General features: G+C 43.5%; 18 protein-coding genes. 5 read left to right on the top strand and 13 right to left on the bottom strand.

The features are described 5' to 3' along the window. Nucleotides 1-50 precede the first annotated feature (50 nt). The 4 genes from gyrA to PQO03_RS20035 all read right to left on the bottom strand — a co-directional run bounded on the left by gyrA (nucleotide 51) and on the right by PQO03_RS20035 (nucleotide 7,281). Nucleotides 51-2,690 (bottom strand): DNA gyrase subunit A, encoded by a 2,640-nt coding sequence (gyrA, locus tag PQO03_RS20050; RefSeq protein ID WP_274152904.1) that lies wholly within the window; start codon nucleotides 2,688-2,690, stop codon nucleotides 51-53. Between the two features lie 12 nt (nucleotides 2,691-2,702). Then, nucleotides 2,703-5,213, bottom strand: a complete 2,511-nt coding sequence (gyrB, locus tag PQO03_RS20045; RefSeq protein WP_274152903.1) for a DNA topoisomerase (ATP-hydrolyzing) subunit B — start codon at nucleotides 5,211-5,213, stop codon at nucleotides 2,703-2,705. Nucleotides 5,214-5,441: 228 nt separating this feature from the next. After that, nucleotides 5,442-6,605, bottom strand: a complete 1,164-nt coding sequence (locus PQO03_RS20040) for an aldo/keto reductase (protein ID WP_274152901.1) — start codon at nucleotides 6,603-6,605, stop codon at nucleotides 5,442-5,444. Between the two features lie 82 nt (nucleotides 6,606-6,687). After that, nucleotides 6,688-7,281: an alpha-ketoglutarate-dependent dioxygenase AlkB family protein gene (locus tag PQO03_RS20035; RefSeq protein WP_274152900.1), complete on the bottom strand. Its 594-nt coding sequence runs from the start codon at nucleotides 7,279-7,281 to the stop codon at nucleotides 6,688-6,690. Between the two features lie 114 nt (nucleotides 7,282-7,395). On the opposite strand from PQO03_RS20035, the gene PQO03_RS20030 reads away from it, so the two are divergent. Further along, the gene (locus PQO03_RS20030; RefSeq protein WP_274152898.1) at nucleotides 7,396-8,166 is read left to right on the top strand and encodes an FKBP-type peptidyl-prolyl cis-trans isomerase; all 771 of its coding nucleotides are present in this window, start codon (nucleotides 7,396-7,398) and stop codon (nucleotides 8,164-8,166) included. A 165-nt stretch (nucleotides 8,167-8,331) separates the two neighbouring features. On the opposite strand, the gene PQO03_RS20025 is transcribed toward PQO03_RS20030, so the two are convergent. The 5 genes from PQO03_RS20025 to PQO03_RS20005 are packed head-to-tail and all read right to left on the bottom strand — an operon-like array spanning nucleotide 8,332 to nucleotide 13,135. After that, nucleotides 8,332-10,005 carry a protein kinase domain-containing protein gene (locus PQO03_RS20025; protein ID WP_274152897.1) on the bottom strand — a complete coding sequence of 558 codons (1,674 nt, stop codon included), beginning with the start codon at nucleotides 10,003-10,005 and terminating at the stop codon, nucleotides 8,332-8,334. Further along, nucleotides 9,974-11,278 carry a GTPase HflX gene (gene hflX / locus PQO03_RS20020; protein ID WP_274152896.1) on the bottom strand — a complete coding sequence of 435 codons (1,305 nt, stop codon included), beginning with the start codon at nucleotides 11,276-11,278 and terminating at the stop codon, nucleotides 9,974-9,976. Before hflX ends, PQO03_RS20025 begins: the two co-directional genes overlap by 32 nt. After that, the gene (locus PQO03_RS20015) at nucleotides 11,275-12,129 is read right to left on the bottom strand and encodes a TonB family protein (RefSeq protein WP_274152895.1); all 855 of its coding nucleotides are present in this window, start codon (nucleotides 12,127-12,129) and stop codon (nucleotides 11,275-11,277) included. The genes hflX and PQO03_RS20015 overlap by 4 nt, the downstream gene beginning before the upstream one ends. Nucleotides 12,130-12,135: 6 nt before the next feature. Continuing rightward, nucleotides 12,136-12,528: an ExbD/TolR family protein gene (locus tag PQO03_RS20010; RefSeq protein WP_274152894.1), complete on the bottom strand. Its 393-nt coding sequence runs from the start codon at nucleotides 12,526-12,528 to the stop codon at nucleotides 12,136-12,138. 1 nt (nucleotide 12,529) lies between these two features. Further along, entirely contained in the window at nucleotides 12,530-13,135 is a 606-nt protein-coding gene (locus tag PQO03_RS20005) for a MotA/TolQ/ExbB proton channel family protein (RefSeq protein ID WP_274152892.1), read from the bottom strand. A gap of 346 nt (nucleotides 13,136-13,481) precedes the next feature. Between PQO03_RS20005 and PQO03_RS20000 the strand changes: the two genes are divergently transcribed. Together PQO03_RS20000 and PQO03_RS19995 are read left to right on the top strand one after the other, a co-directional pair. Then, nucleotides 13,482-14,270, top strand: coding sequence for a hypothetical protein (locus PQO03_RS20000; RefSeq protein ID WP_274152890.1), 789 nt, complete (start codon nucleotides 13,482-13,484; stop codon nucleotides 14,268-14,270). Between the two features lie 73 nt (nucleotides 14,271-14,343). Next, nucleotides 14,344-15,402: a tetratricopeptide repeat protein gene (locus tag PQO03_RS19995; protein ID WP_274152888.1), complete on the top strand. Its 1,059-nt coding sequence runs from the start codon at nucleotides 14,344-14,346 to the stop codon at nucleotides 15,400-15,402. Here the strand turns inward: PQO03_RS19995 and cutA are convergent. Genes cutA through PQO03_RS19975 form a run of 4 tightly spaced genes read right to left on the bottom strand, consistent with a single transcriptional unit; the run spans nucleotide 15,399 to nucleotide 21,099 of the window. After that, complete coding sequence (gene cutA / locus PQO03_RS19990; RefSeq protein ID WP_274152887.1) at nucleotides 15,399-15,701, bottom strand: divalent-cation tolerance protein CutA; 303 nt, start codon at nucleotides 15,699-15,701, stop codon at nucleotides 15,399-15,401. The two genes, PQO03_RS19995 and cutA, sit on opposite strands and share 4 nt — an antisense overlap. Then, nucleotides 15,701-17,326, bottom strand: a complete 1,626-nt coding sequence (pgm, locus tag PQO03_RS19985) for a phosphoglucomutase (alpha-D-glucose-1,6-bisphosphate-dependent) (protein ID WP_274152885.1) — start codon at nucleotides 17,324-17,326, stop codon at nucleotides 15,701-15,703. The genes cutA and pgm overlap by 1 nt, the downstream gene beginning before the upstream one ends. Before the next feature lie 9 nt (nucleotides 17,327-17,335). Then, complete coding sequence (locus tag PQO03_RS19980) at nucleotides 17,336-18,661, bottom strand: helix-turn-helix domain-containing protein (RefSeq protein ID WP_274152884.1); 1,326 nt, start codon at nucleotides 18,659-18,661, stop codon at nucleotides 17,336-17,338. After that, nucleotides 18,658-21,099 (bottom strand): FtsK/SpoIIIE family DNA translocase, encoded by a 2,442-nt coding sequence (locus PQO03_RS19975; protein ID WP_274152883.1) that lies wholly within the window; start codon nucleotides 21,097-21,099, stop codon nucleotides 18,658-18,660. The genes PQO03_RS19980 and PQO03_RS19975 overlap by 4 nt, the downstream gene beginning before the upstream one ends. A gap of 8 nt (nucleotides 21,100-21,107) precedes the next feature. Here PQO03_RS19975 and PQO03_RS19970 point away from each other — a divergent pair, with 8 nt between their 5' ends. Then, nucleotides 21,108-21,623 carry a DUF1456 family protein gene (locus PQO03_RS19970; RefSeq protein ID WP_274152881.1) on the top strand — a complete coding sequence of 172 codons (516 nt, stop codon included), beginning with the start codon at nucleotides 21,108-21,110 and terminating at the stop codon, nucleotides 21,621-21,623. Nucleotides 21,624-21,740: 117 nt separating this feature from the next. Then, complete coding sequence (metK, locus tag PQO03_RS19965) at nucleotides 21,741-22,925, top strand: methionine adenosyltransferase (RefSeq protein ID WP_274152879.1); 1,185 nt, start codon at nucleotides 21,741-21,743, stop codon at nucleotides 22,923-22,925.

The following is a 22,925-nucleotide window of genomic DNA, read 5'->3' as shown; positions in this document are numbered from 1 at the left end:
GCGCCTTTTTTATTGGTTGCGCCCGGTGGGGCGCAATGACTTAGAAGTGATTAATCTTCTGAATCGTCTTTGGACTCATTTGATTCAGCTTCTTCGGAAGGAGCTTCCGTAGTTTCAGCGGACTCTTCTTTTACAATGGGCTGACCATCTTCATCGAGTTCAACAGGCTTTACAATGGGGTTTCCATCTTCGTCGAGTTCAACAGGCTTTACAATGGGCTGACCATCTTCATCCAATTCTTCTTTCTTGTCGCCTTCGACTTCGACTACACGTGAAGCGGAAATGATGACATCAGAGGCTTTCTTGAATTTCATGATAGTGACACCTTGTGAAGCACGTCCGAGTGAACGGATTGGCTCAGCCGAGATACGAACCATGATGCCTTCGATAGTGGTCATGATGATTTCATCGGTATCTTCGATCATCATTACCTCAACGACGTGGTCGCCTTCTTTGAGTTTGATATTACGAACACCTTTGGCGCCACGCTTAGTTAGACGATAATCATCGACACAAGAGCGTTTGCCCATGCCTTTGGAAGTTACAACGAGGATATCTTCGCCTTCTTCAACGATAGACATGGCGACGAGTTTATCTGTCTCTGAGAGACGGATACCACGGCAACCACGAGTTACGCGACCTTGCGTACGGCAATCTGATTCTCTGAAGTGACAAGCGATACCATCACGAGTTGAGAGAATGATTTTTTTATTGCCGTCAGTAAGTTTGGCTTCGATGAGGTCATCATCTTCGTCCATAACAATGGCTTTAATTGGTTTTTTACGCATGTTTTTGAAGGCTGCGAGAGCAGTTTTCTTAACAACACCATTACGAGTCGCCATCATGATGAAGCGATCTTCGTCGTCTACTTTATCGACAGAGATAATAGCGCGGACAAATTCACCTTTCTCGAATTCGAGGAGGTTGACCATTGCTTTACCTTTGGAAGTACGAGTGGCTTCCGGGATGTCGTAAACTTTGAGCCAGTGCATACGGCCCAAGTTGGTGAAGAACATGATGTAGTCATGAGTACAGGCCGTGGTGAGATCTTTTACGAAATCCTCGTCCTTAGTCTCCATGCCTTTAACGCCTTTACCGCCGCGGTTCTGAGTGCGGTAGATATCGGTAGGTACACGCTTGATGTAGCCTTCGTTAGAAATCGTGATAGTTGCAGAAGCACGAGCAATGAGATCTTCGAAATTGATATCTCTTTCGCCAGGACGCATTTCAGTACGACGCGCATCAGCAAATTTATCGCGAACTTCGATGAGCTCATCTTTCACTACGTCGAGACGGAGTTGACGGTCAGCTAAGAGTTCGCGGTAATGAGCGATCTCTTTCATGAGTTTTTCGTACTCAGCAGTTAGTTCGTCAATTGCTAGGCCAGTAAGTTGACCGAGACGCATGTCGAGAATTGCTTTGGCCTGCTCGTTGGAGAGTTCGAAACGCTCTTTGAGTTGGTTGTGAGCATCTTCACGGTTGCTTGAGCCACGGATGATTTTGATAACTTCATCAATGTGGTCTACGGCTTTGAGTAAACCTTCTAAGATGTGCGCCCGGCGCTCAGCTTTTTCGAGTTCAAACTTGATTCGGCGTGTGATAACTTCGAGACGGTGATCCAAGTAAGCTTGGAGAAGTTGCTTGAGGTTGAGGGTCTTGGGTTGTTTGTTATCTACAACGAGGAACTGGCAACCGATTGAAACTGCGAGTTGCGTGTGTTTGTAGAGCTGGTTGATAACAACCGTAGCCATAGCGTTGGTTTTGATACCAACAACAACGCGAATACCTACACGTGAAGATGATTCATCGTTAAGCGAAGAAATACCAGTAATGACTTTGTTGTTCACCAAGTCGGCAATCTTTTTAACCATGTTCTCTTTATTAACAGCGTAAGGAATCTCGGTGATAATGATTTGCTCTTTACCGTTCTTTTCAACGATTTCGGCACGACCACGGAGGTGAACACCGCCACGGCCTGTTTCATAAAGGCGACGAATGCCGTCAAAACCGATTGAAATACCTGAAGTTGGGAAGTCAGGACCCGGAAGGTGCTGCATCATTTCTTCAATAGTGATCGAAGGCTGTTCGAGAAGTGCTACTGTAGCATTGATAACCTCGCCCAAGTTGTGGGGAGGAATACTTGTAGCCATACCCACGCCGATACCAGTAGTACCATTGACGAGTAGGTTAGGGTAACGCGCAGGAAGTACAGTGGGCTCATTTTGGCTACCATCGAAAGTAGGCTGCATGTCAACCGTGTTCTTGTCGAGGTCCGTGAGAAGCTCCTCTGCGAGGCGCTCCATACGACATTCCGTATAACGGTAAGCCGCCGCTGAGTCACCATCGATGGAACCGAAGTTACCTTGGCCATCAATGAGAACACCGCGCATTGAGAAGTCCTGAGCCATACGAACCATTGTATCGTAGACGGAACCATCACCGTGCGGGTGATATTTACCAATAACATCACCAACTACACGAGCACACTTCATGTAGGAGCTGCTTTTGCGGAGGTTGAGTTTATCCATTGCAAAGAGTACGCGGCGCATACCAGGCTTGAGTCCATCACGAACATCTGGGATGGCACGGCCAACGTTAACTGACATTGAGTATTGGAGGTAAGCGTCCGAGAGGAGCTTTTCAATACCCTGAGGAGTGACTGTAGAAAAATCTTGTTGATTATCGCTCATGGTTATTTATCCTTATACATCCAATTCTTTAAGAGTCGTTGAGTACTTCTCGATGAAGTGACGACGGGGTTCAACTACGTCGCCCATGAGGAGTGAGAACATGCGTTCGGCCTCAACAGCGTCTTCCATTGTAACCTGAAGTAAATCACGGCGGTGTGGATCCATAGTTGTTTCCCAGAGTTGGTCCGCATTCATCTCGCCAAGACCTTTATAGCGTTGGAGCTTGAGACCTTGTGAACCTTCAGCTTTAACTGCTTCGAAGAGATCGATAAGGTTGAAGATGGGATTGTCGCTACTGCCATCGGTGAGGTTGAAGATGGGGTCTGCGAGAGCGTCTTCGGGCGCGAGGAAATGCTTGAGGTCGAGTGAGAGGGCTTGAAGTTTTTCGCGGATCTCAGCAATGAGTGAACGTTCGTGCAATTCATTGATCTCGATTGAAGGGTGAAGTCCTACTTCTTCAACTTCTACGTTCTCGTCGATGATGGGATTACCTTCTTCATCGAGTTCTGGCTCAGGAGCATCTGGATCAACAAAAACCGCGATGGGCTTGAGGCGTTCAGTGGCTTCGTCAGTGAGGTGGGCAATTTCTTCCTGTGATTTTGGGAAGTAGATGGAGTAAGTACCGTCATCTTCACGAACACCTATACGAGCGATTGGCAAGGCGCCATCATCGCTCACGTTAGCGAGGTAAGTTTCGAGTGTCACACCGTGATTCTCGAGGCCTTTGCCAACTGCAAGTGTGCGTTTGATAAGGGCGAGCATTTCATTCGTTTCACGAGGTGAAAGTGTGTTGCCAGCGAGTTTGTTTTCAAGGGTAATGCCATCGACACCGAGTTCGAGAAGGAAGTTGTTGAGCATGGCATCATTTTTGATATACTCTTCCCGCTTACGGCGTACTACCTTATAAAGAGGCGGTTGAGCCACGTAAATGTAACCAGATTCAATAAGTGGTTTCATTTGACGGAAGAAGAAAGTCAAGAGTAAAGTCATAATATGAGAGCCATCCACGTCCGCATCCGTCATGATGACGATTTTTTTGTAGCGAACTTTGGAGACGTCAAATTCGTTGCCTACGCCACAACCGATAGCACTGATGAGTGAACCAATTTCCGTATTTGCAAAAACTTTGTCAATACGTGCTTTTTCAACATTGATGAGTTTACCGCGGAGGGGCAGGATAGCCTGAACTTCGGAGTTACGTCCTTGTTTAGCTGAGCCACCGGCTGAGTCCCCTTCCACAATGAAGATCTCGCATTTATCGGGATCTTTACTTGAGCAACCAGAGAGTTTACCTGCGTCGGCAAAACCCTCGAGTACGTTGTCTTTGCGGATCAATTGGCGTGCACGTAGGGCTGCGGCCGAAGCGCGATTGGCTAAGAGAGCTTTTTCGACGACGATTTTTGCAGCCTTAGGATTTTCTTCCAAGAACTCATTAAAACTAGTTGTTACAATAGCACGCACGATTGTACGGACGTCACTATTACCCAGCTTGGTTTTGGTTTGACCCTCGAATTGAGGTTCCGGAACTTTTACTGAAATAATGGCGGTGAGACCTTCGCGTACATCAGTGCCAGAAACGTTTTTCTCGTTCTTGAACTTGGAGTCATTCTTCATGTAGGAATTAATTGAAGCGGTCAAGGCTGTTTGGAAACCTGATAAGTGAGTTCCGCCTTCAATCGTGTGAATATTATTACAGTAAGAATAAATATTTTCTTGGTAGCCATCGTGGTACTGAAAGGATACATCGGCAGTGACGCCATCTTTTTCAGTCGAAAAGGTAACAGTGTCAGTAACGACCGTTTTGCCGTCGTTGAGGTGCTTGACGAACTCGCCGATGCCGCCGGGAAAGAAGAAAGTCTCGCGTTTTTCGCCGTCTTCGGAACGTTCGTCAATGAAATTGATCGTTATGCCAGGATTGAGGAAGGCTAATTCACGGAGACGGTTAGCGAGGATGTCCCACTTGTAAATGAGTGTTTCAGTGAAGATTTCGTAGTCAGGTTTGAAGATGACTTCAGTACCTGTGATCGTCGTGTGACCAATAGTTTTGAGCTTAGTTTCGGTGATGCCGCGTTCGAAGCGAATAAAATGAAGCTCGCCTTCGCGGTGAACTTTGACTTCCATCCATTCTGAGAGAGCGTTTACACAGGAAACACCTACGCCGTGAAGGCCGCCAGATACTTTATATGAGTCTTTGTCGAATTTACCGCCAGCGTGAAGCTTAGTGAGTACGAGTTCAACCGCGGGAATGCCTTCTTCTTCATGCATTGTAACAGGGATACCACGACCGTCATCAATGACTGTGACGCTGTTGTCAATGTGAAGTTTAACCGTGATATTATTACAGTGGCCGGCGAGGGCTTCGTCAATACTGTTATCAACGACTTCGTATACCAAGTGATGTAAACCGCGTTCATTGGTGTCGCCAATGTACATACTAGGACGTTTACGGACAGCTTCCAAGCCTTTCATTACAGAAATGCTATCTGCGCCGTACTCTGCTGGGTCTTCTACTTCGTCTGACATAGAAATAATTCTCTCTTTTATTAAAACTAAAAATCAAAAGTGTACTATCAAAATTGACTCTAGTTTAAAATACCGATTTTTCTATTTGTCTAAGTAGACGGAGAGGGTGTAATTGGCCATTTTTCGCATAAAAAAGGCCTAGAAATCAATTCCGGGCCTTTTTTACGAAAATTAGCTCTTTTGGCCTTTTTCGTTTTTTGGGTGGTTTATGGCAAAAATTAAGTTTGCTTAATTTTTCACTTCGAACATTTGATGTGCGATTTTGAGTGATTCGATCAGCTTCTTAGGATTGTGATGATGAGTCAAAGACAAGAGTAAATCTTTTTCGGGAATGTCATTGGCTTTTTCTCCGGGAAACCAATGATCTTTTTGGCCAAGTAGAGCATAGCGCATGATACCGTAGGCAGTCATGTCGAGTGCAGTGCCTAGATTGTAAAAGCGCAAGATATCATAGGTATTGATTTGACCTGGGGTTTTTAGGGTGTCCGGAAGATTTTGATCCCATTCTGCCATCCATTGAACTCCGTGGAATTCTTTGAGGCGTGAGTCAATTTTATTTGCGATGTCCGCAACTGTGGTACGGTCTTCAAGGTGAGGGATGATTTTTAGGTGTTCATCAAAGTCAGATGGGCGTGCTGCGCCGAGGCTGATGGTGTGAACGAGGGGGTTTTGCAGACAGAATAGATCATTAAACATCATCGGTGACAGTGGTGCGCAGAGGTCAGAGAGGATTGGTGGTGGTTCGTAGAGCTTGCCACCTTTATCGCTAGGGCTGATGATAAAGACTCCCATGTCATGTTTCTTTGCGGCTTCTACGGCAGGATGGTTTTTCTGCATGAAGTAATACCAATGAAGGTTTACGTAGTCGAATTCGCCGCTTTCAATCGCTTGGATAATGATGTCAGGTGAGCCGTGAGTAGAAAAGCCAATGTGCTTAACGCGTCCTTGTTTTTTCCATTCTTTAGCGCGATCTAAGCAGCCGCCCTTGCGCAGTGTCCAGTCAAGGCGCTCTTGATTGTTGATACCGTGGATTCCCATGAGGTCGAGATGATCAACCTGTAGGCAGCTCATACTATCTTCAAAATCCTTTTGGAAATCATTGACGTCAGCATGAGGCTGGATTTTACTTTGTAAGATATAGGAATTGCGATCGAGTTTTGGGAGTAGTTTCCCTATTTGATATTCACTAGTGCCGTAGCCATGAGCGGTTTCAATATGATTGATGCCGAGTTCTAAGCTGCGGAGCAGGGTGTTTTCTAGGTTGGTTTGATTATCGTCTTCGACTTTCTTCTGGTCGTTTCTTTCCCAGCTTTGTTGATAGCGCATGCCACCGCATGAAAAAATGGGGATTTGTATTTCGGTGCGCCCAAAGCGACGAGTTGGTACGTTCATAAAAGCTCCTTGAAATTAATATGATTTAAAATAAAGAGACCTAAGCTAATTAAAAGTGGGGCGGAAAATCTTTACTTATTTATTAAGCGTTTGTTAGGCGAAAGGTTAGGCTGATGCGCTCAGCGCAATCTTTTTGGGTTTTTCTGAGACAGTGTTGAGTCTGGTGTTGAAGTTCACCTTTCATTATTATAAGGGAGCCATTAGCAAGATCGTAGTCGAGTTTTTCTTTGTGGTTATCATTGGATCTTATGGAGAGTCTTCGTACTTGGCCAAAGCTAACTATGGCAATAAGAGGGTTTTGACCCAGTTCTTTTTCATTGTCTGCATGCCAGCCATTGGAATCTTTGCCATTGCGGTAGTAATTGGCGAGCATTGAGTTAAAGGAGTGTTGACAGGATTGCTCACAGAGCATTTTCAATTCTCTTGTTGCTGTCGACCACGGGTTAATCTCGAGAGAAATGCCAGAGTATGAATAGTTGATGTTGCTATCAGCGATCCATGCATGAAGCCTTGGGATGGAGTGTTGCTTGCCCATGAAGCGTATCTTGTCACTTTTCCATGGAAGCGATTGTTTGAGCTGACTCAGGTACTTATTGCTATTTTTGGGTGTAAGCCACTTAGGGTGATAAATAATCTGACCCTTACAGAAATCGGTGGTATGAGATTCGTTTGACATAGGATTTTATCTCTGTTTGGATAAAAATTTGATATTAGGACTATTTTAAATATGTTTTACCGTTAGTTTTTACGATCTACATTTTAACTGAAAACAAAATATTAGGAAAAAAATATGAACAGTAAGTTCTTTTTTACAACTGCTGCGTTTAGTTTGATGGCGATGAGTTCAGTTTTTGCTCAAGAGCCAGCCAAAGCGGCTGCTGCTAAGCCAGCACATGATCACGCATCTCATGCAGGAAAACCTCATGTAGAAAAATCTACAATGACTTTCGAAAAAGCTAGTAAGGTTATTAGTTATAATGAAGGCATTAACCTCGGCCAAAGACTTTCTGAAGCAAAAGAAATGGATTCAGCTGAGTTCCTAAAAGGTATCCAGGCTGGAGTCGAAGGGAAAAAGAATACGCTTTATGCAGAGCCAGTAATTATGGAAGCCATGAACGTGATGCGTACTGAGATGCAAAAGCGCCAAGCTGCTGATGCTGCAAAATTTGCAGAAGAACAAAAAGGTCTTTCATCAACAGCAAAAAAAGACGCTTTTGGTGACAAAGCTGTCGTTAAAACTGCATCCGGAATGGAGTACGTTGTTTTAGCTGCTGGCGCTGGTGAGAATCCGAAAGCAACTGACACAGTTTCAGTTCATTACACAGGTAAGTTGCTTAATGGTACAGTTTTTGATAGTTCGGTACAGCGTGGTACGCCAGTAGAGTTTCCTCTTAATGGTGTGATACCTGGTTGGACTGAAGGTGTACAACTTATGAAGCCAGGCGCGAAGTATGTTTTTTACATTCCTTCTAATCTTGCTTATGGGCCAAATGGTCAGGGTCCAATCCCTGCTAACGCCGATCTTATTTTTGAAGTTGAATTACTTAAAATTGTTAAGTAATTAAGTTCATTTAGATTATGAAAAGCCTCCTTTTTAGGAGGCTTTTTTATTGGCCATGATTCTTTTTTATTGATAAGTATCGACTTAGCCAAGAATGTTTATTGAAACATGGTCATCGAGTTTCATCTAATTCTGAAGTAGGTGATTATCCCGATAAGTGTGAGCCTAGATACTATTTAGTGCTCTATAGGTCTCTGTGAATTTCCGGATTTTAGAAACCGGGATGTCCTGGCCGATGGTACTGGTGTCTTTCATTCTGGAGTTTTCCATTTCAATGAATTTAATCAGTGCTTTGAGTTCGCTTAAGTCAATAGGAGTGATTATGCCCAGTGAGTCAACTTCTAATACTTGTTTTTGAACAAGTGTATTAATCGCGCCTTCGGTTCTTTCGGGTGGGAGGCCTAAGTTGTCCGCGATTAATTTTGATAGTTGTTCACGAGTGTAGCCGGGGATTTCGCCGCTCTCGGAGATGACTTGAAAGCGCATTTCCATGAAGATGTAGTAAGTCTGAATCGTGACGGGAAGGGCGCAACTGGCGCTAATGAATGGGTGGATATCGCTATTGGTGTTGAGTAATTTAAAAGCTAGTGATGAGAGAGTCTTCTCCAGCCAAGGGGGCATTTTATTTAATTCATCAAGCATCATTTGTCGCGTTATGATAAGTACAGAGGTTTTTTCCATTGCGATAGCGTTTGCGGAGCGTTTTTTGCCAGTGAGGAGCGATAGTTCACCAATAATAGAGCCTCGTTCACAGATATCGAGGACATTGCGTTTGTCGTTGTCATCATGATAAATTTCCACTCGTCCAGATGTGACTACGTAGGCTTCGGTACCACTGCTGTCTTTGTGGATCAGCATTTCGCCTCTTTTAAAAATCCTCATGCTACTGGCGTGCTTGCCACTTAAGTAGTAGTCAATAGCTTTGGATATTTCTTCAACCGATTGGAAGCGGTCATCTTTGTTTCTTGACATGGCCTGAGTAATGATATCAGTTACTTGCAAGGGGAGGTTGTCGCAGCCAGGTTGTTCTAAAGGGTGGAGATATTTTGCATTTTCGGCATGGTTAAGGAGCTTAGCGACTTCGGTGTAATTATAGGGAGCTTCTAAGGTGAGTAAGTGATATAATGTAGCGCCAAGTAAAAAGATGTCTGTTAAACGGTCGATTTCTCTGATATTCCCGAATGCTTGCTCGGGGGAAAGGTAGGCCAAGCTACCTTTAATGATGCCGTCATGAGTTAAAAAAGAGTCTTCGAAGCCGGTTGTGCTTAGGGCATTGATCTTTTCATCATCATCAATGTGCTTAGCTAAGCCCCAGTCCACGAGCAGGACTTCACCATAGGGACCTAACATAATATTGGCGGGTTTAATGTCGCGGTGAATGATTCCGCGTGAGTGTGAATAAGCGAGCGCATCACAGACTTTTCGGAATAGGTTTAAGCGTTCAAATAAGCTATATTTTTTTTCATATATGGGGTCTTGGTCTTTGAGCTTAATGATGACTTCGAGCAGCGATTCACCTTCAATTAACTTCATTGTATAAAAGGGTGCATTCGTATCTGGCGAGGTGCCTACATCATGAACGGGGATGATGTTTGGGTGCTGAAGTTGTGCGGTGAAACGGGCTTCTTTTAAGAATGATTCGACTGTTGAAGGGCTTTTTGCGTGTTTAGGGGAAAGGGTTTTCATGGCAAGTATACGATCGAGTTGTGTATCTTTTACCGCATCGACGGTCCCCATTCCACCTTTGCCAAGGTCTGACTTTACTTGATAACGATTATTGACGTCGGGTTGGACGTCTTTTAGAATATCAACAGCTGTTCGTGTTCGGGAGGGTGTCATTGATAATATAATCCTTAATTTCATTTTTCATGTCAGTTGGTGCGGAACAATTAACGTAGATAAAGTCATCTTCATATTTCTCTACGTGAATGTGGCACTGGCGATGAATTAAGGCCATGAGGTCGAAGCGGTCAAAAGGGATGTGGAGTTCTACATCAAAAAGAGTGTGTTCTATAAGCTCGCACATACGTTCTTGAAGTTGTTCGATTCCCTGGCCTGATTTCACTGACATAAAAATACAGTCTGGATAAGCGCTTCGCAAGGAGGCGAGTGTCGCAGTGTGCTCAACTTGGTCGATTTTATTAAAAGCAATGATGGTTTTTTTGGTGCCGGCCTCTAATTCGTTCAAAACTTTAAACGTTGTCTCCATTTGTTGGAGGGCATCGGGGTCTGAGGCGTCTACAACATGTATCAGGAAATCGGCTACTACGGTTTCTTCTAGAGTGGCTTTGAAGGCTTCGACTAAGTCATGTGGAAGTTTGCGGATAAAGCCTACGGTGTCGGTTAAAAGTAAGTCTTGATTGTTGCTGAGTGTGATTCTCCGGGTCGTAGGATCCAATGTCGCAAATAGCTTGTCATCCGCCAATATATCTGCATCAGTTAGGCAATTGAGTAGAGAGGATTTACCTGCATTTGTGTAGCCGACAATAGCCGCGTTTGGCACGGGTTTTTTTCGACGTTGTTTACGTTGAGTTGCACGTTGAGAGCGGACTTTCTCTAGCTCTTTTTGTAACTGGCTTATACGAGATCTAACCATGCGCCGGTCGAGCTCGAATTGGCGTTCGCCTTCGCCTTTCATGTTGGCTCCACCACGCTGGCGAGAAAGGTGATTCCATGCACGGGCGAGTCTTGGGAGGTCGTATTCTGAGCGAGCGAGATCAATTTGTAGTCTTGCTTCGCGGGTTGTGGCACGTTGTGAGAAAATTTCTAAAATGACTTCACGTCGATCAATAACTGTTAGCCCAGATTCGCGTTCCATATTTCTTTGCTGTGATGGGCTAATATCGGCATCGAAAACGAGGATGCCTGCCTGAGCTTCCATGGCATTGTGAAAAAGCTCTTCAGCTTTGCCTGAAGTTAGCAGAAAACGGGCGCTAGGTTTTTGGTTTCGAATCGCCTTTTTACCGGCGACCTCTACGCCCATGGTGTCCATGAGTTCTTCTAGTTCTTCTAAGAGTTGATCGCATTCTTCTTTTTCGTCATTTTTTTTATAAACGCCAACTAAAAAAGCCGTGTTATCTTTGTCGAGTTTCTTTTCGTCACTTATGCTCATATTCTACGACCTAGAGTAAATGTTTCGGTAATTTGTTTAGAATCCATACCTTTAGGGAAGGTGGGGAGTTTGCTTAAGCCTGCAAGGAAAGTTTTAGCAGCTCTGTTGAGTGCGGCACTTTTTGCAAGTTTGATGATTCTTTTACTGATGACCTTTCCCGATCGATCAATGGTGACTTGAACGGTTACGCGGTCGGTGGTGCTAATGCCGCTATCAAGGTAAATGCGATTCCATTGTTGTACGAGGCCTGCACTTAATAATGATTTGTACTGATTATTGAGTTTTGATTGTTGCCCGGCATGTGCTTTTGCCGCTGCAATTCGTTCTCGTGATCTACGCGCATCAGCATCTTTCTGTTTTTTGATGTCGGCTTTTCTTTTAGCTTCTCGTTTGGCGCGCTCTTGACGATCGCGCTCTTTTTTGGCATCGGCATCTTTTTGTTTTTTTAAATCGGCTTTTTTCTGTAAGTCGCGTTTGGCTTTAGTCTTACGGTCACGTTCTTTTTTGGCCTCGAGCTCTTTTGCAGCTTGGCGAAGAGCGTCTTTTTTTATTTGAGCCGCTTTTTCTTGTGCTTGTTTATCAAGATCTTTTTTAGGTTCGGGGGGCTTGGGTCTTGTGGGTTCGGGTTCAGGTCTTGCCGGAATGGGATCTGGTGTTGGCGCGGGGTTTCGGGTGGGAATTTCGGTACTCAGTTGGCTGAGATCGACGCTTACATCGATTGAATTTTCGGTCACTGTTTTTTGTTCTTTCTTAAAAAAGGGTAAGATAAAAATAGATATGAGGACAAGGCCGTGGATGATTACGGAAAAGAGCAAGATGGATTTGCGACGTTTCTTTTTATGCTCCTTCATTATATTCTAATTCTCGCTAGATGTGCCAAGTGAAACATCGCTAATACCTGCTTTTTTTATCGAGCGCAAGACTGAAATGACTTCTCCGTAAGGGCGGCCTTCATCGGCTTTTACCGTGAAGATTTTATTGTCTGTATTCATGTTACGGATATAGGATTCAAGTTCATCGAGGGTGAGCTTTACGTCTTCGATAATGACTTCTCCATCAGCATTGTACCAAACGGTAGTTTCTTGTTCGGGTTGAGGGGGTGCTTGATCAGTCATTTGAGGCAATTTAATGCGGTTTTCCATGGCGGGCATAGTGACCATGAAAGTGATGAGTAGGATAAAGGTAATATCGACTAAAGGGGTGACATCAATATTTGATAAAACCGTATTCTCGCGATGACGCCTCGACATTTTATTTCTTCACACGATGAAGGGTAAGGTTACCGACGTAAAAATCGGTAAAATTATCCATATGTGAAATTAAGGTGCGAATTTTTGCGGTGAGTAAATTGTAGCCTACTACAGAAGGGATAGCAACAAGCAAGCCTGCGACAGTGGTTAAGAGTGCGCCAGCAATGCCTGGGGCAATTGCTGCGATATTTGCCGAACCATGTTCCGCCATTCCGCCAAAGGAGGTCATGACACCGTATACAGTGCCTAGGAGTCCGCAGAAAGGGCTGACAGATACGATCGTCGAGAGAGAGCTCATTTTTCCTTCGTAATGGAGGATTTCGTCGTTCACGGCTTGTTCCATCGATTTACGAATTGACTCTATTTCTATGGAGGAGATTTGTCGGGGGAGTAAATTTTCATGAGCGAATGATAAAAGTTCATGCTCATTAGTATGTAAAAGGGAAATAAGTTGGTGGTTACCTGAGGTGTAGATTTTTCCAATAGGGTTATCGGAGCCAAATTGCTGAGTACACTTTAAAAGGCATGAGCCCCGATCTTGAAGTTGTCGCTTTAGATCAAAGGCATTAGTTAAGGCCGTTTTGACTTCGATCCATTTCTCAAGCATTAAAAACCAAGAGAGAATAGAGACAAGGAAAAGGAGTAGAACAATAAACCGACCAAAGTTGTCGGACATTAGGAAATAGTAATAAGGAGAGCTTTCGTCAAACATACTTTGGACTTTGTTTTTAAGTTTTAGTTAAGGTAAGAAGCGCTTAATTATCTGATATTAAGTCTTTGGAGATTAAAATCAAGAGATTTATTAGCATAAATTCTTGTTGAGGGCTTAAAAAGGGCTTTGCTCTAGTTGAATAACAATTGCTGATATGGTAATATTATCAGCAGTTTGAGCTCATCTTTCATGGAAAATGAGCCGTATAGATTTTTTGTCAAAAATAAATGTGAGATAATATATGAGTGACAACATACCACGCCCGCCACGTCCACCGCGCCCAGGAGCTTCAACATCTGCTGCTCCAGCCCCGAGAAGTGGAATTCGACCTAGTGGAGATAGTGCGAACGATTTTGGTGACACACGTACAGTTATCCTTTCTCGTAAAAGTATGAGTATGATGCAAACGAAGAAAGGCGACGAGAGTAAAGCCCCGCAACAGCCAGTGGCGCCCCCTTCAATGCAAAAAGCTAATGTGGAAAATGGCACGGTATATTGTGTGAGTTGTCCAGCGAGTTTTCCTATAGTATCGGATGAATTTTATGGAGCCGTAGTTGAGTGTCCTGATTGTGCAGCTGAATTTGTGATTCCTACAAAGGGCGAATTAAATAGTCCAGCACCAGCGCCAGTACGAGCCGCGGCACCAGCTCCAAGTCAAGCCGCACCAGCGCCTGTTGCCCAAAAGAAGACACCTAAGAAGCGCAAGCCAGTTAGGAATGTTCCAAAATATATTGAAAGCGAAGTTAAAGATTCTGAAGAAGTTATCTTTTGTGAAATCAAGGATTTAGGAAGTGGTAGCCAAGCAGGTATTGTTGGTGGAGTTGTGGCCATGGCCGGAGGTATTGGCGGAGCAGTTATTGGTGGTGGTATTGGTATCGGTATTGCAGCTGGAGTTGGTCTTGTTGGTATTATATTGGGTTTAATACTTGGAAAAAAAGCAGGTGGTAAAATAGCTGCAGCGATTACAGATGAGCGTATTGTCGTGAAACCTGAATCTGGTGATTGGGTAGTTCAAAGCGAACTTGAGTAAGTAAAAATAACATTGAATTTAAGGCTAGCCGCAATTTTTTTTGAATTGCGGTTTTCCTGTTTTAGGATAAAAAATGAATAAAAGAATTTTGGCCTTTGGACTCTTGTTTTTGAGTCTTTCATGTTTTGCACAGTCTTTTGGTGTTAAAGACCTTAAAGATAGTGCGGCAAAGGGTGATGAGTATTCTCAACTCTTATTAGGTCTGCTGTATAAAAATGGTCAGGGTCTTGAACCGAGTTTTATTAATGCGGCAGAGCAGTTTATGATGTCTGCTAGTCAAGGCAATGGAGCGGCTTGTTATGAGCTTGGCCAGTTTTACGAGGAAGGCTATGGCTATCGTCAGTCATATAAAAAGGCTGCGGAGTGGTATCGACGTGGAGTTATTTTTGGAGAGCAGCGTTGCAATTATGCGCTTGCCAAACTCTTAGTGGAATCCAGAGTTAAAAAATTTGAAGATGAGAATCCAGATAAAATGTTTGAAAAAGCATGGGATTACTTTGAGGCGCGCGCAAAGAAAGATGAGTTTGAGAATAATTACTATTTAGGGAAAATGAGCTTTTCTGGTTGGGGGACTCTGCGGAGTCCGCATAAGGCCTTGTCTTATTTTAAGCTTGGAGCAGATAATTATGATGGCCCTTGTCTTTATGAATATGCGAAGTTTTATCTTAAGGGAATGATTGTCGAGGCTAGTGCGAAGAAAGGTATTGGCTACTTAGAGTCAGCAGTAGAGAACTATTCTGTTGGTGCGATGAAGATGAAGTTACGCTTAGCACAAGTGGGAGATAAGCACTTATTTCTTTTGCCAAGCCGTGAACAGCAGCTGCTTTTAGAAAAGAATTTAGCCGATCGTGGAGTTTCAGAATTTCAGTTTACATATGGTATGCGACTAAAAAAGTATAACATGAGAGAGTTCAGGTTGACGGGTGTTTCTTATTTAGAAAAGTCAGCCAATCAACAATGGGTTCCCGCAGAGTTTGAATTAGGTCAGATTTTAATATTTGGCAAGTATGCGGTTAAGCAAGAAATAAATCGTGGCAAAATGTACCTTCAGTCTGCAGCTGATTCCGGGCATCCAAAAGCGAAGAGATTGCTTCACGAATTGCGCAAGCACTCCGGAGATAGTAAATCTTAATTATCATTTAGCCACTTGCTGAATGCTGGGTTCACCTTGTCGGGTGTGAACTGCAGGATACATGGGCAGTCATAGGAATGGAGTTGAGAGATTCGGCTTTCGACGTCATTGGCAGATTCTTGCTTGCACTTAAGCAGAAGAATTACTTCTTCTACATCCTGAAGCTCGCCCTCCCAGATATATAAAGAATTAATTCCTGGGATGACGTTTGCACAGGCAATCAGTTTTTCACTCAGCAAAGAAGAAGCTATTTTTTTAGCTTCTTCTTTGTTGGAGCAAGGGGTGTAGAATAATTGCACTAGCTAATAGCGTTATCAACGATGTTTTGAGCATCTTGCTGAAGCTCTTTTAAGTGATCTTCGCTGATGAAACTTTCAGCATAAATTTTGTAGATGTCCTCTGTTCCTGATGGTCTTGCAGCAAACCAGCCAGCTTCTGTGGTCACTTTGAGGCCTCCTATAGCGGCGCCATTTCCATTGGCGTGACTTAATTTTTCTAGGATGGGGTAGCCAGCTAGTGAGTCGGCTTTGATATCCTCTGGTGAGAGCTGTTTGAGTTTATTTTTCTGTTCAGGGCTAGCGGCGGCATCGATGCGTGCGTAAATGGGTGAACCGTGCTTTTTTGTGAGTTCAGTATAGAGTTCGCCTGGGTCTTTTTTGGAGACAGCGAGGATTTCTGCTGCTAATAAGCATAGGATGATGCCATCTTTATCCGTGGTCCAAACAGAACCGTCTTTCCTTAGGAATGATGCACCGGCACTTTCTTCACCGCCAAAGGCGATTTTGTGGTTTACGAGACCATCAACAAACCATTTGAAGCCGACTGGAACTTCACATACGGTTCGTTTGAGTTCAGTGCCAACTTTGTCAATCATGCTGGAGCTGACTAAAGTTTTACCGATTTCTAATTGAGGATCCCATTGTGAACGATTTTGGTAAAGATAGAGGATGGCAACAGATAAATAATGGTTGGGGTTGAGTAGGCCAGATGAGCGAGTGACAATACCGTGACGATCGCTATCGGGATCGTTGCCAAAAGCGATATCGTATTGATCTTTTAGTTTAATCAGTGAACTCATTGCCCATGGAGATGAGCAATCCATACGTATTTTGCCATCGCGATCACAGCTCATGAATTTAAAAGTTGGATCAACTGATTTATTAACTACGGTAATATCTAAGCCATATTTATCGATAATAGGCTGCCAGTAAGGGAGGCTAGCACCGCCTAAGGGGTCAGCAGCAATTTTAATCTTTGCGTCTTTAATAGCTTGCATGTCGATAACATTCTCAAGGTCGTTCACGTAATTTGGGATATAATCGTAGGCCTTGATATTGGCTGAACTTAAAGCTTGTTCTTGACTTATTTTATTGACGTCAAGTAGTGCTCCGGCAATAATTTCGTTGGCGCGGTTTTCTACCCAAGTAGTGATATCGGTATTCGCCGGTCCGCCATCAATTGAATTATATTTAAAGCCACCATCTTCGGGAGGGTTATGAGACGGGGTGATGACGATGCCGTCGGCCAAAGAATCGTTCTTTTGATTCCAGGTGAGTATGGCGTGGGAAATTACGGGTGTAGGTGTGACGCCGAAATCCTCTTGGTAAAGAGCTTCTACGTCATTGGCAGCAAGGACTTGAAGGCAAGAGAGTAGTGCGGGTTTTGATAGGGCATGGGTATCGATGCCGATATATAGAGGGCCATTGATGTCCTGAGATTTGCGGTATTCGCAAATGGCTTGTGTGATGGCGAGAATATGAGTCTCGTTGAAAGAGGATTTGAGGGAGCTTCCGCGGTGTCCGGAAGTGCCAAAGCTCACGGGAGCTAAATCTAATTTGAGTGTAGTGTATGCGGATAGTAATTCTTCAATATTGAGGAGTTGATTTGCTTTAGGGAGTTTTCCTGCTTGAGGATGGATAGACATGCTTATGACCTATTTATTGGGGACGTTTAATCTTGGAGTGGGGATAATGATTTTTTGATGAAAATCATTTAAGTTGACTTGTTCATTTTCTTTGAATACTGGTAATGGAGAGTAGAAATGTTTGGCAGTGAAGCCGAAGGTTATTAGACCTAGAATTATAAAGATCACGACAATGGCACTCCATTTTTGTAGAGTGGAATTCGCAGGTTTACTCGCGTATTTATCTGGACCTCTTTGGGCAATATTGTACTGAGTATCAAATTCTTCGCCACATAGATTTGCATAGAGTTTTAATGCTTTAGGGTATTCGATTTCCAGCTCATGACAAAGGTTTTTGATATAACTTTTTGTGTAGATGGGATCTGGAAGATTAGAACGATTCTCTTCTTCAAGAGCAATGATATAAGCTTCTTTGATGTTGGTTCTTCTAGCGAGTTCTTTAATAGTAAAGCTCGCTTTCTGACGCGCGCTCATGAGCATCGTGCCTATACTGGAGTCATCTTCCATTTCATAGATAGTGGGAGAATTTTTTTTATGAGCGCTATCAGTGTCTGGCTCAGTGTGGATTTGATTGAAGAGTTCTTCTTGTGTGTCGCTAGCAGAATTTTCCTGGTCATTGAGTTCGTTATTACTTAATTCAAATACACTCTCTTGGGCTGCAGTATTGAGAACCTCTTCGTATTCTTCTAATTCCTGAATGTGAGGGGGAGGAGTGTTTAGTGAGTTACTTAAGTATTGGTCATCGACGGGCTCGACCGTTGTGAGAGCAAGTTTACTACGTGCGCCAGGTAAGGGTTTATTGCGGAGGATGATTGTTTGAGGTGCGTGCTCACCTGGTTCGGGAACAGGTTTATTGTATTCTAAGTTTTTGATAGAATCTGAATTACTAGGGTTTTTAATGTGTAATGCTTTAATGCTGGGTGAGTGACTCTCTTCACTGTATGAATGCGACGGAGTCTCTGGTGCGTTCTCATGATCTAGGTCATCGGGTTCTGGTGAAGCTGATGTTTGTGGGGAGAGCTTAGATATGTTTTTTGGCTCGACAGTTTCTTCTGAAGAAAATGCTCTAATCCGAAGAGTAGGGCTGGGGTCGTCTGTTTTTTTTATTTTCAAAGCTGAGCGTGGCTGTTCAGTGGATTCAATAGAAGCAGCTTTGGCAGGACTTTTTATAGTTAGTCCAGAGGTGTTTTGCGTAGGTGTTGCTTCTTCTTGGTCATTATATGGACTATCTTTAATAGTCAAAGATGACGGTTCTTTTTTCAGGATGAGTGGCTTGGGAGTCTCGTTGTAGAGGGGGAGCTCTTGCTCGAATAAATTGTCGTCTTCAGTGCTCATGAGGGCTCCTCGGGGTTTTTGTAGATGTCGTCTAATATTTCTCGTTTGCCAGTATGGTCAGCGGCACTTAGGAATCCAATGTCTTCTAATTCTTCAATGATATTGGCAGCTTTATTGTATCCGATGCGCATTTTTCTCTGTAGGTAAGAGATGGAGGTTTTTTTATCACGTCGGATGATGTCCATGGCCTGTGAAATGATGCTATCTTGTTGTTCGTCATCACTGGCATAATCTTCTCCGTCGGTGCCGTTTGCGATTTCAGCAGAACCTGTTTTTACAATATCTTTAAAGCGTTGTGATTGTTGCTTTGAAATGAATTCGACCACTTTTTCTATATCTTCGTCAGGAGTCCATGCGGACTGAATACGTAAGAGATTAGAGGATGCTGGTGGGTTGAAAAGCATATCGCCACGGCCAAGAAGTTGCTCGGCGCCTTTGCCGTCGAGAATAGTCATGGAGTCAGTGTATGAGCTCACTTGGAAAGCGATACGAGTAGGGAAATTTGCTTTGATAACCCCAGTAATGACATTGGTACGAGGACTTTGAGTTGCCAAGACTAAGTGGATACCCACCGCACGAGCTTTTGCGGCAATACGGCTAATAGAGTTTTCAATTTCAGCACGTGTGTTTTTGTTACTCATGAGGTCGGCGACTTCATCTACAATGATGACCGTTAAAGGCAGTTTTTCAGGTATGGAGTTACCATTTTTGTCTTCAGTAGGTTCGGTTGGCTTTTTCTTTCTGTTATTAAAATCACTGAGGTTACGAACACCAACAGCAGCTAAGAGGTCGTAGCGAACATCCATCTCGAATGATGCCCAACGTAGAGCTGAGGGGACTTGTTCGGCTTCAGTGATGATAGGGCAGACGAGGTGAGGGATATTTGCGTAGGGCGCAAATTCTACCTTTTTCGGATCGACCAAGATAAGTTCTAATTCATCTGGAGTAAAGCGATAGAGCAAACTCATAATTAAGCAGTTCATAAACACAGATTTACCTGCACCAGTGGCGCCGGCAATAAGTAAGTGAGGTGCGCGAGCTAAATCCATTACAGAGGTGTTGCCAGATATATCTTTACCTAAGACGATGGGGATCATAGCATCAGAATTTTTGAAATCTTTAGTCTCAACCATAGCTCGTAACCAAACACTCGAAGCCTCGTCATTCGGGACTTCTACACCAACTGAGCGTCGTCCAGGGATGGGGGTGATAATCCGGATGCCCATTTGAGCCTGGAGTTCCATGGATAGATTATTAGAGATACTAGATATTTTCTCGATGCGCACACCTTTGTCGGGAATGATTTCATAAAGAGTGATACGTGGGCCAGGGAAAGCTTCGCCCATGTGAGCTTTGATTTTGAAATGCTCTAAAGTTTCTTGAATGATGTCTTTTTTCCTCTGCACTTCTTCAGGACTGATTTTTATTTCGGAGTCGCCGTTAGTGAGTAAATCAAGAGAGGGAAGTTTGTAGCGAGTGGTTTGAGTGGATTGTTGAGGTTCAGTGAGTTGACCCGAGAAGATTTCGTGGGGTTTTTCATCTTCAATGATATGATCTAAGTTTTCTTCAAGAGGAAGCGTATCTGCTAAGGGGAGCTCTTGTTCACCTAAGGCTTCTTTGTTTTTCTTGGAGCTTTTTCGCGGGCTAGGTTCTGGGGCTTTTTCGAGGGTTGAGATCTCTTCACTTACAGCAGGAAGGTACTCAGGTGCAGCTTCGCTAGAGACTTCTTGCAGAGCATCGCTTTCATCGTGTTTAGTTTGGAACCAAGATGCCAAGGTATTTTTGAGTTGTGCAAAAGTATTTTTTTCTTTTTCTTCATCTTGTATAGTATTTGAGTTGTTGGGAGTGAATGATGGCTCATCATCGGCGTCGACTTTTTCAGTATGTTGTTTAGGCCAATCAAAGCTCATGAAAACATAAAGGCTGTATGAGATGAGTGCTAGGGATAAGATGACGCAACCAAGTCGATTACAGATGTGATAAAGCCAGCCGTGTTCTGGATTAGCCAGTAGGCTACCTAGTGCACCACCCGGGATTTGTGAGATATTGAGGCTTTTACATAAGCTAGGCATGAAGTCGGGGTAGCAGCCGAGGCATGTAGAAATGCCGCTGGCGAAAAATATGATCGAAAGAAAGTAAATCCAGTTAGTTTTGTGGATATTGAGGTTGAGGAGTCGTCGAACTGCGGATGAGAAAATGAGTATGGTGATAGGATATGCGCCAAGTCCAAAGCTTAAAAACATGAAATAAGAAATTCGGGCACCTAAGGCGCCAAACAGATTAGAGTATTGATGTTCCAGCTTGCCGCCAGTAATAGCACTGATGTCAGAAGGGGTATATGAAATGACTGAAATAAAGACCATGAGGAGGAGGGTGAAAATTAAGGTGTGTAAACCTCGCTCTTTGGTTTTGTGGAAGAGGGTATTTGGACTTTCCATGGAAATAATTGGCTCGAATTAAAATTGCTTTGGATAAAGTAATTTGTCTTGCTCAAAAAGAAAGGATAGCTAAGCCTCTTGTGACTCAAAAAAAGTTTTTTTATGGATTTTTCTCAGTATTGATTTACTGTGTGGAATTAAATCAGAAAATCAAGGAAGAAATCATGGAAGCAAATACAGTCTTAAAGAAAGTTGGAATCGCATTTAATTTACAAAAAAGAGATATCTTGGATATTTTTGAATTGGCAGGTTACGATGTCACATCGAGTCAGGTAGGGGCCTTTATGGTTGCTCCGACGCATAAGAATTTTAAAAAGATGGAAGATTCAGTCTTAGGTGATTTTTTAGATGCCTTGATTCTTTATTCACGCGGAACGAAAGAAGAGCCGCATGTTCCCCCGTTTGCAGTATTGAATGCTATACAGTCTTTGGCTGAACGTGGTAACGCAGAAGCCCTTAATGCTATTGATTCTTGTACTGTTAAGGCGCGTGAAGCTATGGAGTCCGGTGTTTTTGACGAATAAATAAGGCGAATTATGAAGCGCCGAAAAGAAAATCTTTAAGTTTTATTAAACTCGTTTGAAAAGTTCTGTATTTTACATATATTCGTTTATGCAAATATATAAATATGGAATATTTAAATGAGTAAAATTCACGCCACACACATTTTCACTTCGGAGTCAGTTTCTGAAGGTCACCCCGATAAAATTTCTGATCAAGTATCAGACGCAATCCTTGACGCATGTCTTGCAGGCGATTCTAATAGCCGCGTTGCGTGCGAAACTTTAGTGACAACGGACCTCGTTGTTGTTGCTGGTGAGATCACTACTAATTCTAATGTGGACTACGAAGCGGTAGCGCGTCAGGCAATTCGCGAAATCGGTTATACTTGCAATGGTATCGGCTTTAACGCTGATACTTGTGAAGTTCAAGTTCGCCTCCACGAACAATCAGCGGATATCGCACAGGGCGTAGATGAAGGCGCGGGTCTACATACTGAGCAAGGAGCAGGCGATCAAGGCATGATGTTTGGTTATGCTTCAAACGAAACCGAAGCTCTAATGCCAGCCCCGGTTTATTACTCGCATAAAATTCTTGAGCGTTTAGCGGATCTTCGCAAGAATGATTCTGCGTACAAGTTCTTGCTTCCCGATTCAAAGAGTCAAGTTTCTATTCGTTACGAACTCGGCAAGCCAGTTGCGGTAACAGCAATCGTCGTATCTCATCAGCATACTGCTGAGATGGATATTGCTCAGCTCCAAAAAGTAGTTCGCGAAGTTGTGGCTGAAGTTATTCCTGCAGAACTCCTCAAAGAAGAAATTACTTATCACATCAACCCGACAGGAAAATTCATCATTGGTGGACCTCATGGTGATGCTGGTCTTACTGGCCGTAAAATCATCGTGGATACTTATGGTGGCGTTGGCTCACATGGTGGCGGTGCGTTCTCAGGTAAAGACCCTTCAAAAGTTGACCGTTCAGCTGCTTACTATAGCCGTTATGTAGCCAAGAATATTGTGGCTTCTGGTCTTGCAGATAAGTGTGAAATTCAAGTAGCTTACGCTATTGGCGTTCCTTACCCAATCTCAGTGAATGTTGATACTTATGGTACAGGTAAGCTCGATGATGATACTCAACTCGAAGCGATCGTTAATGAAGTTTTCTCAATGAAGCCAGCTGATCTTATCGCAGAACTCGGTCTCAAAACTCCTAAAGGCTGGAAGTACCAGCAGTCCGCTGCTTATGGTCACTTCGGTCGTGAAATTTTCCCTTGGGAGCAAACTAACAAAGTTGAAGCACTCAAAGCTGCAGCTGGTATCGCTTAA

The sequence above is a fragment of the Lentisphaera profundi genome (genome assembly GCF_028728065.1).
Taxonomy (GTDB): Bacteria; Verrucomicrobiota; Lentisphaeria; order Lentisphaerales; family Lentisphaeraceae; genus Lentisphaera; species Lentisphaera profundi.
The sequence above is the reverse complement of the archived record's forward strand: the minus strand, read 5'-3'. Positions and strand labels throughout refer to the sequence as shown.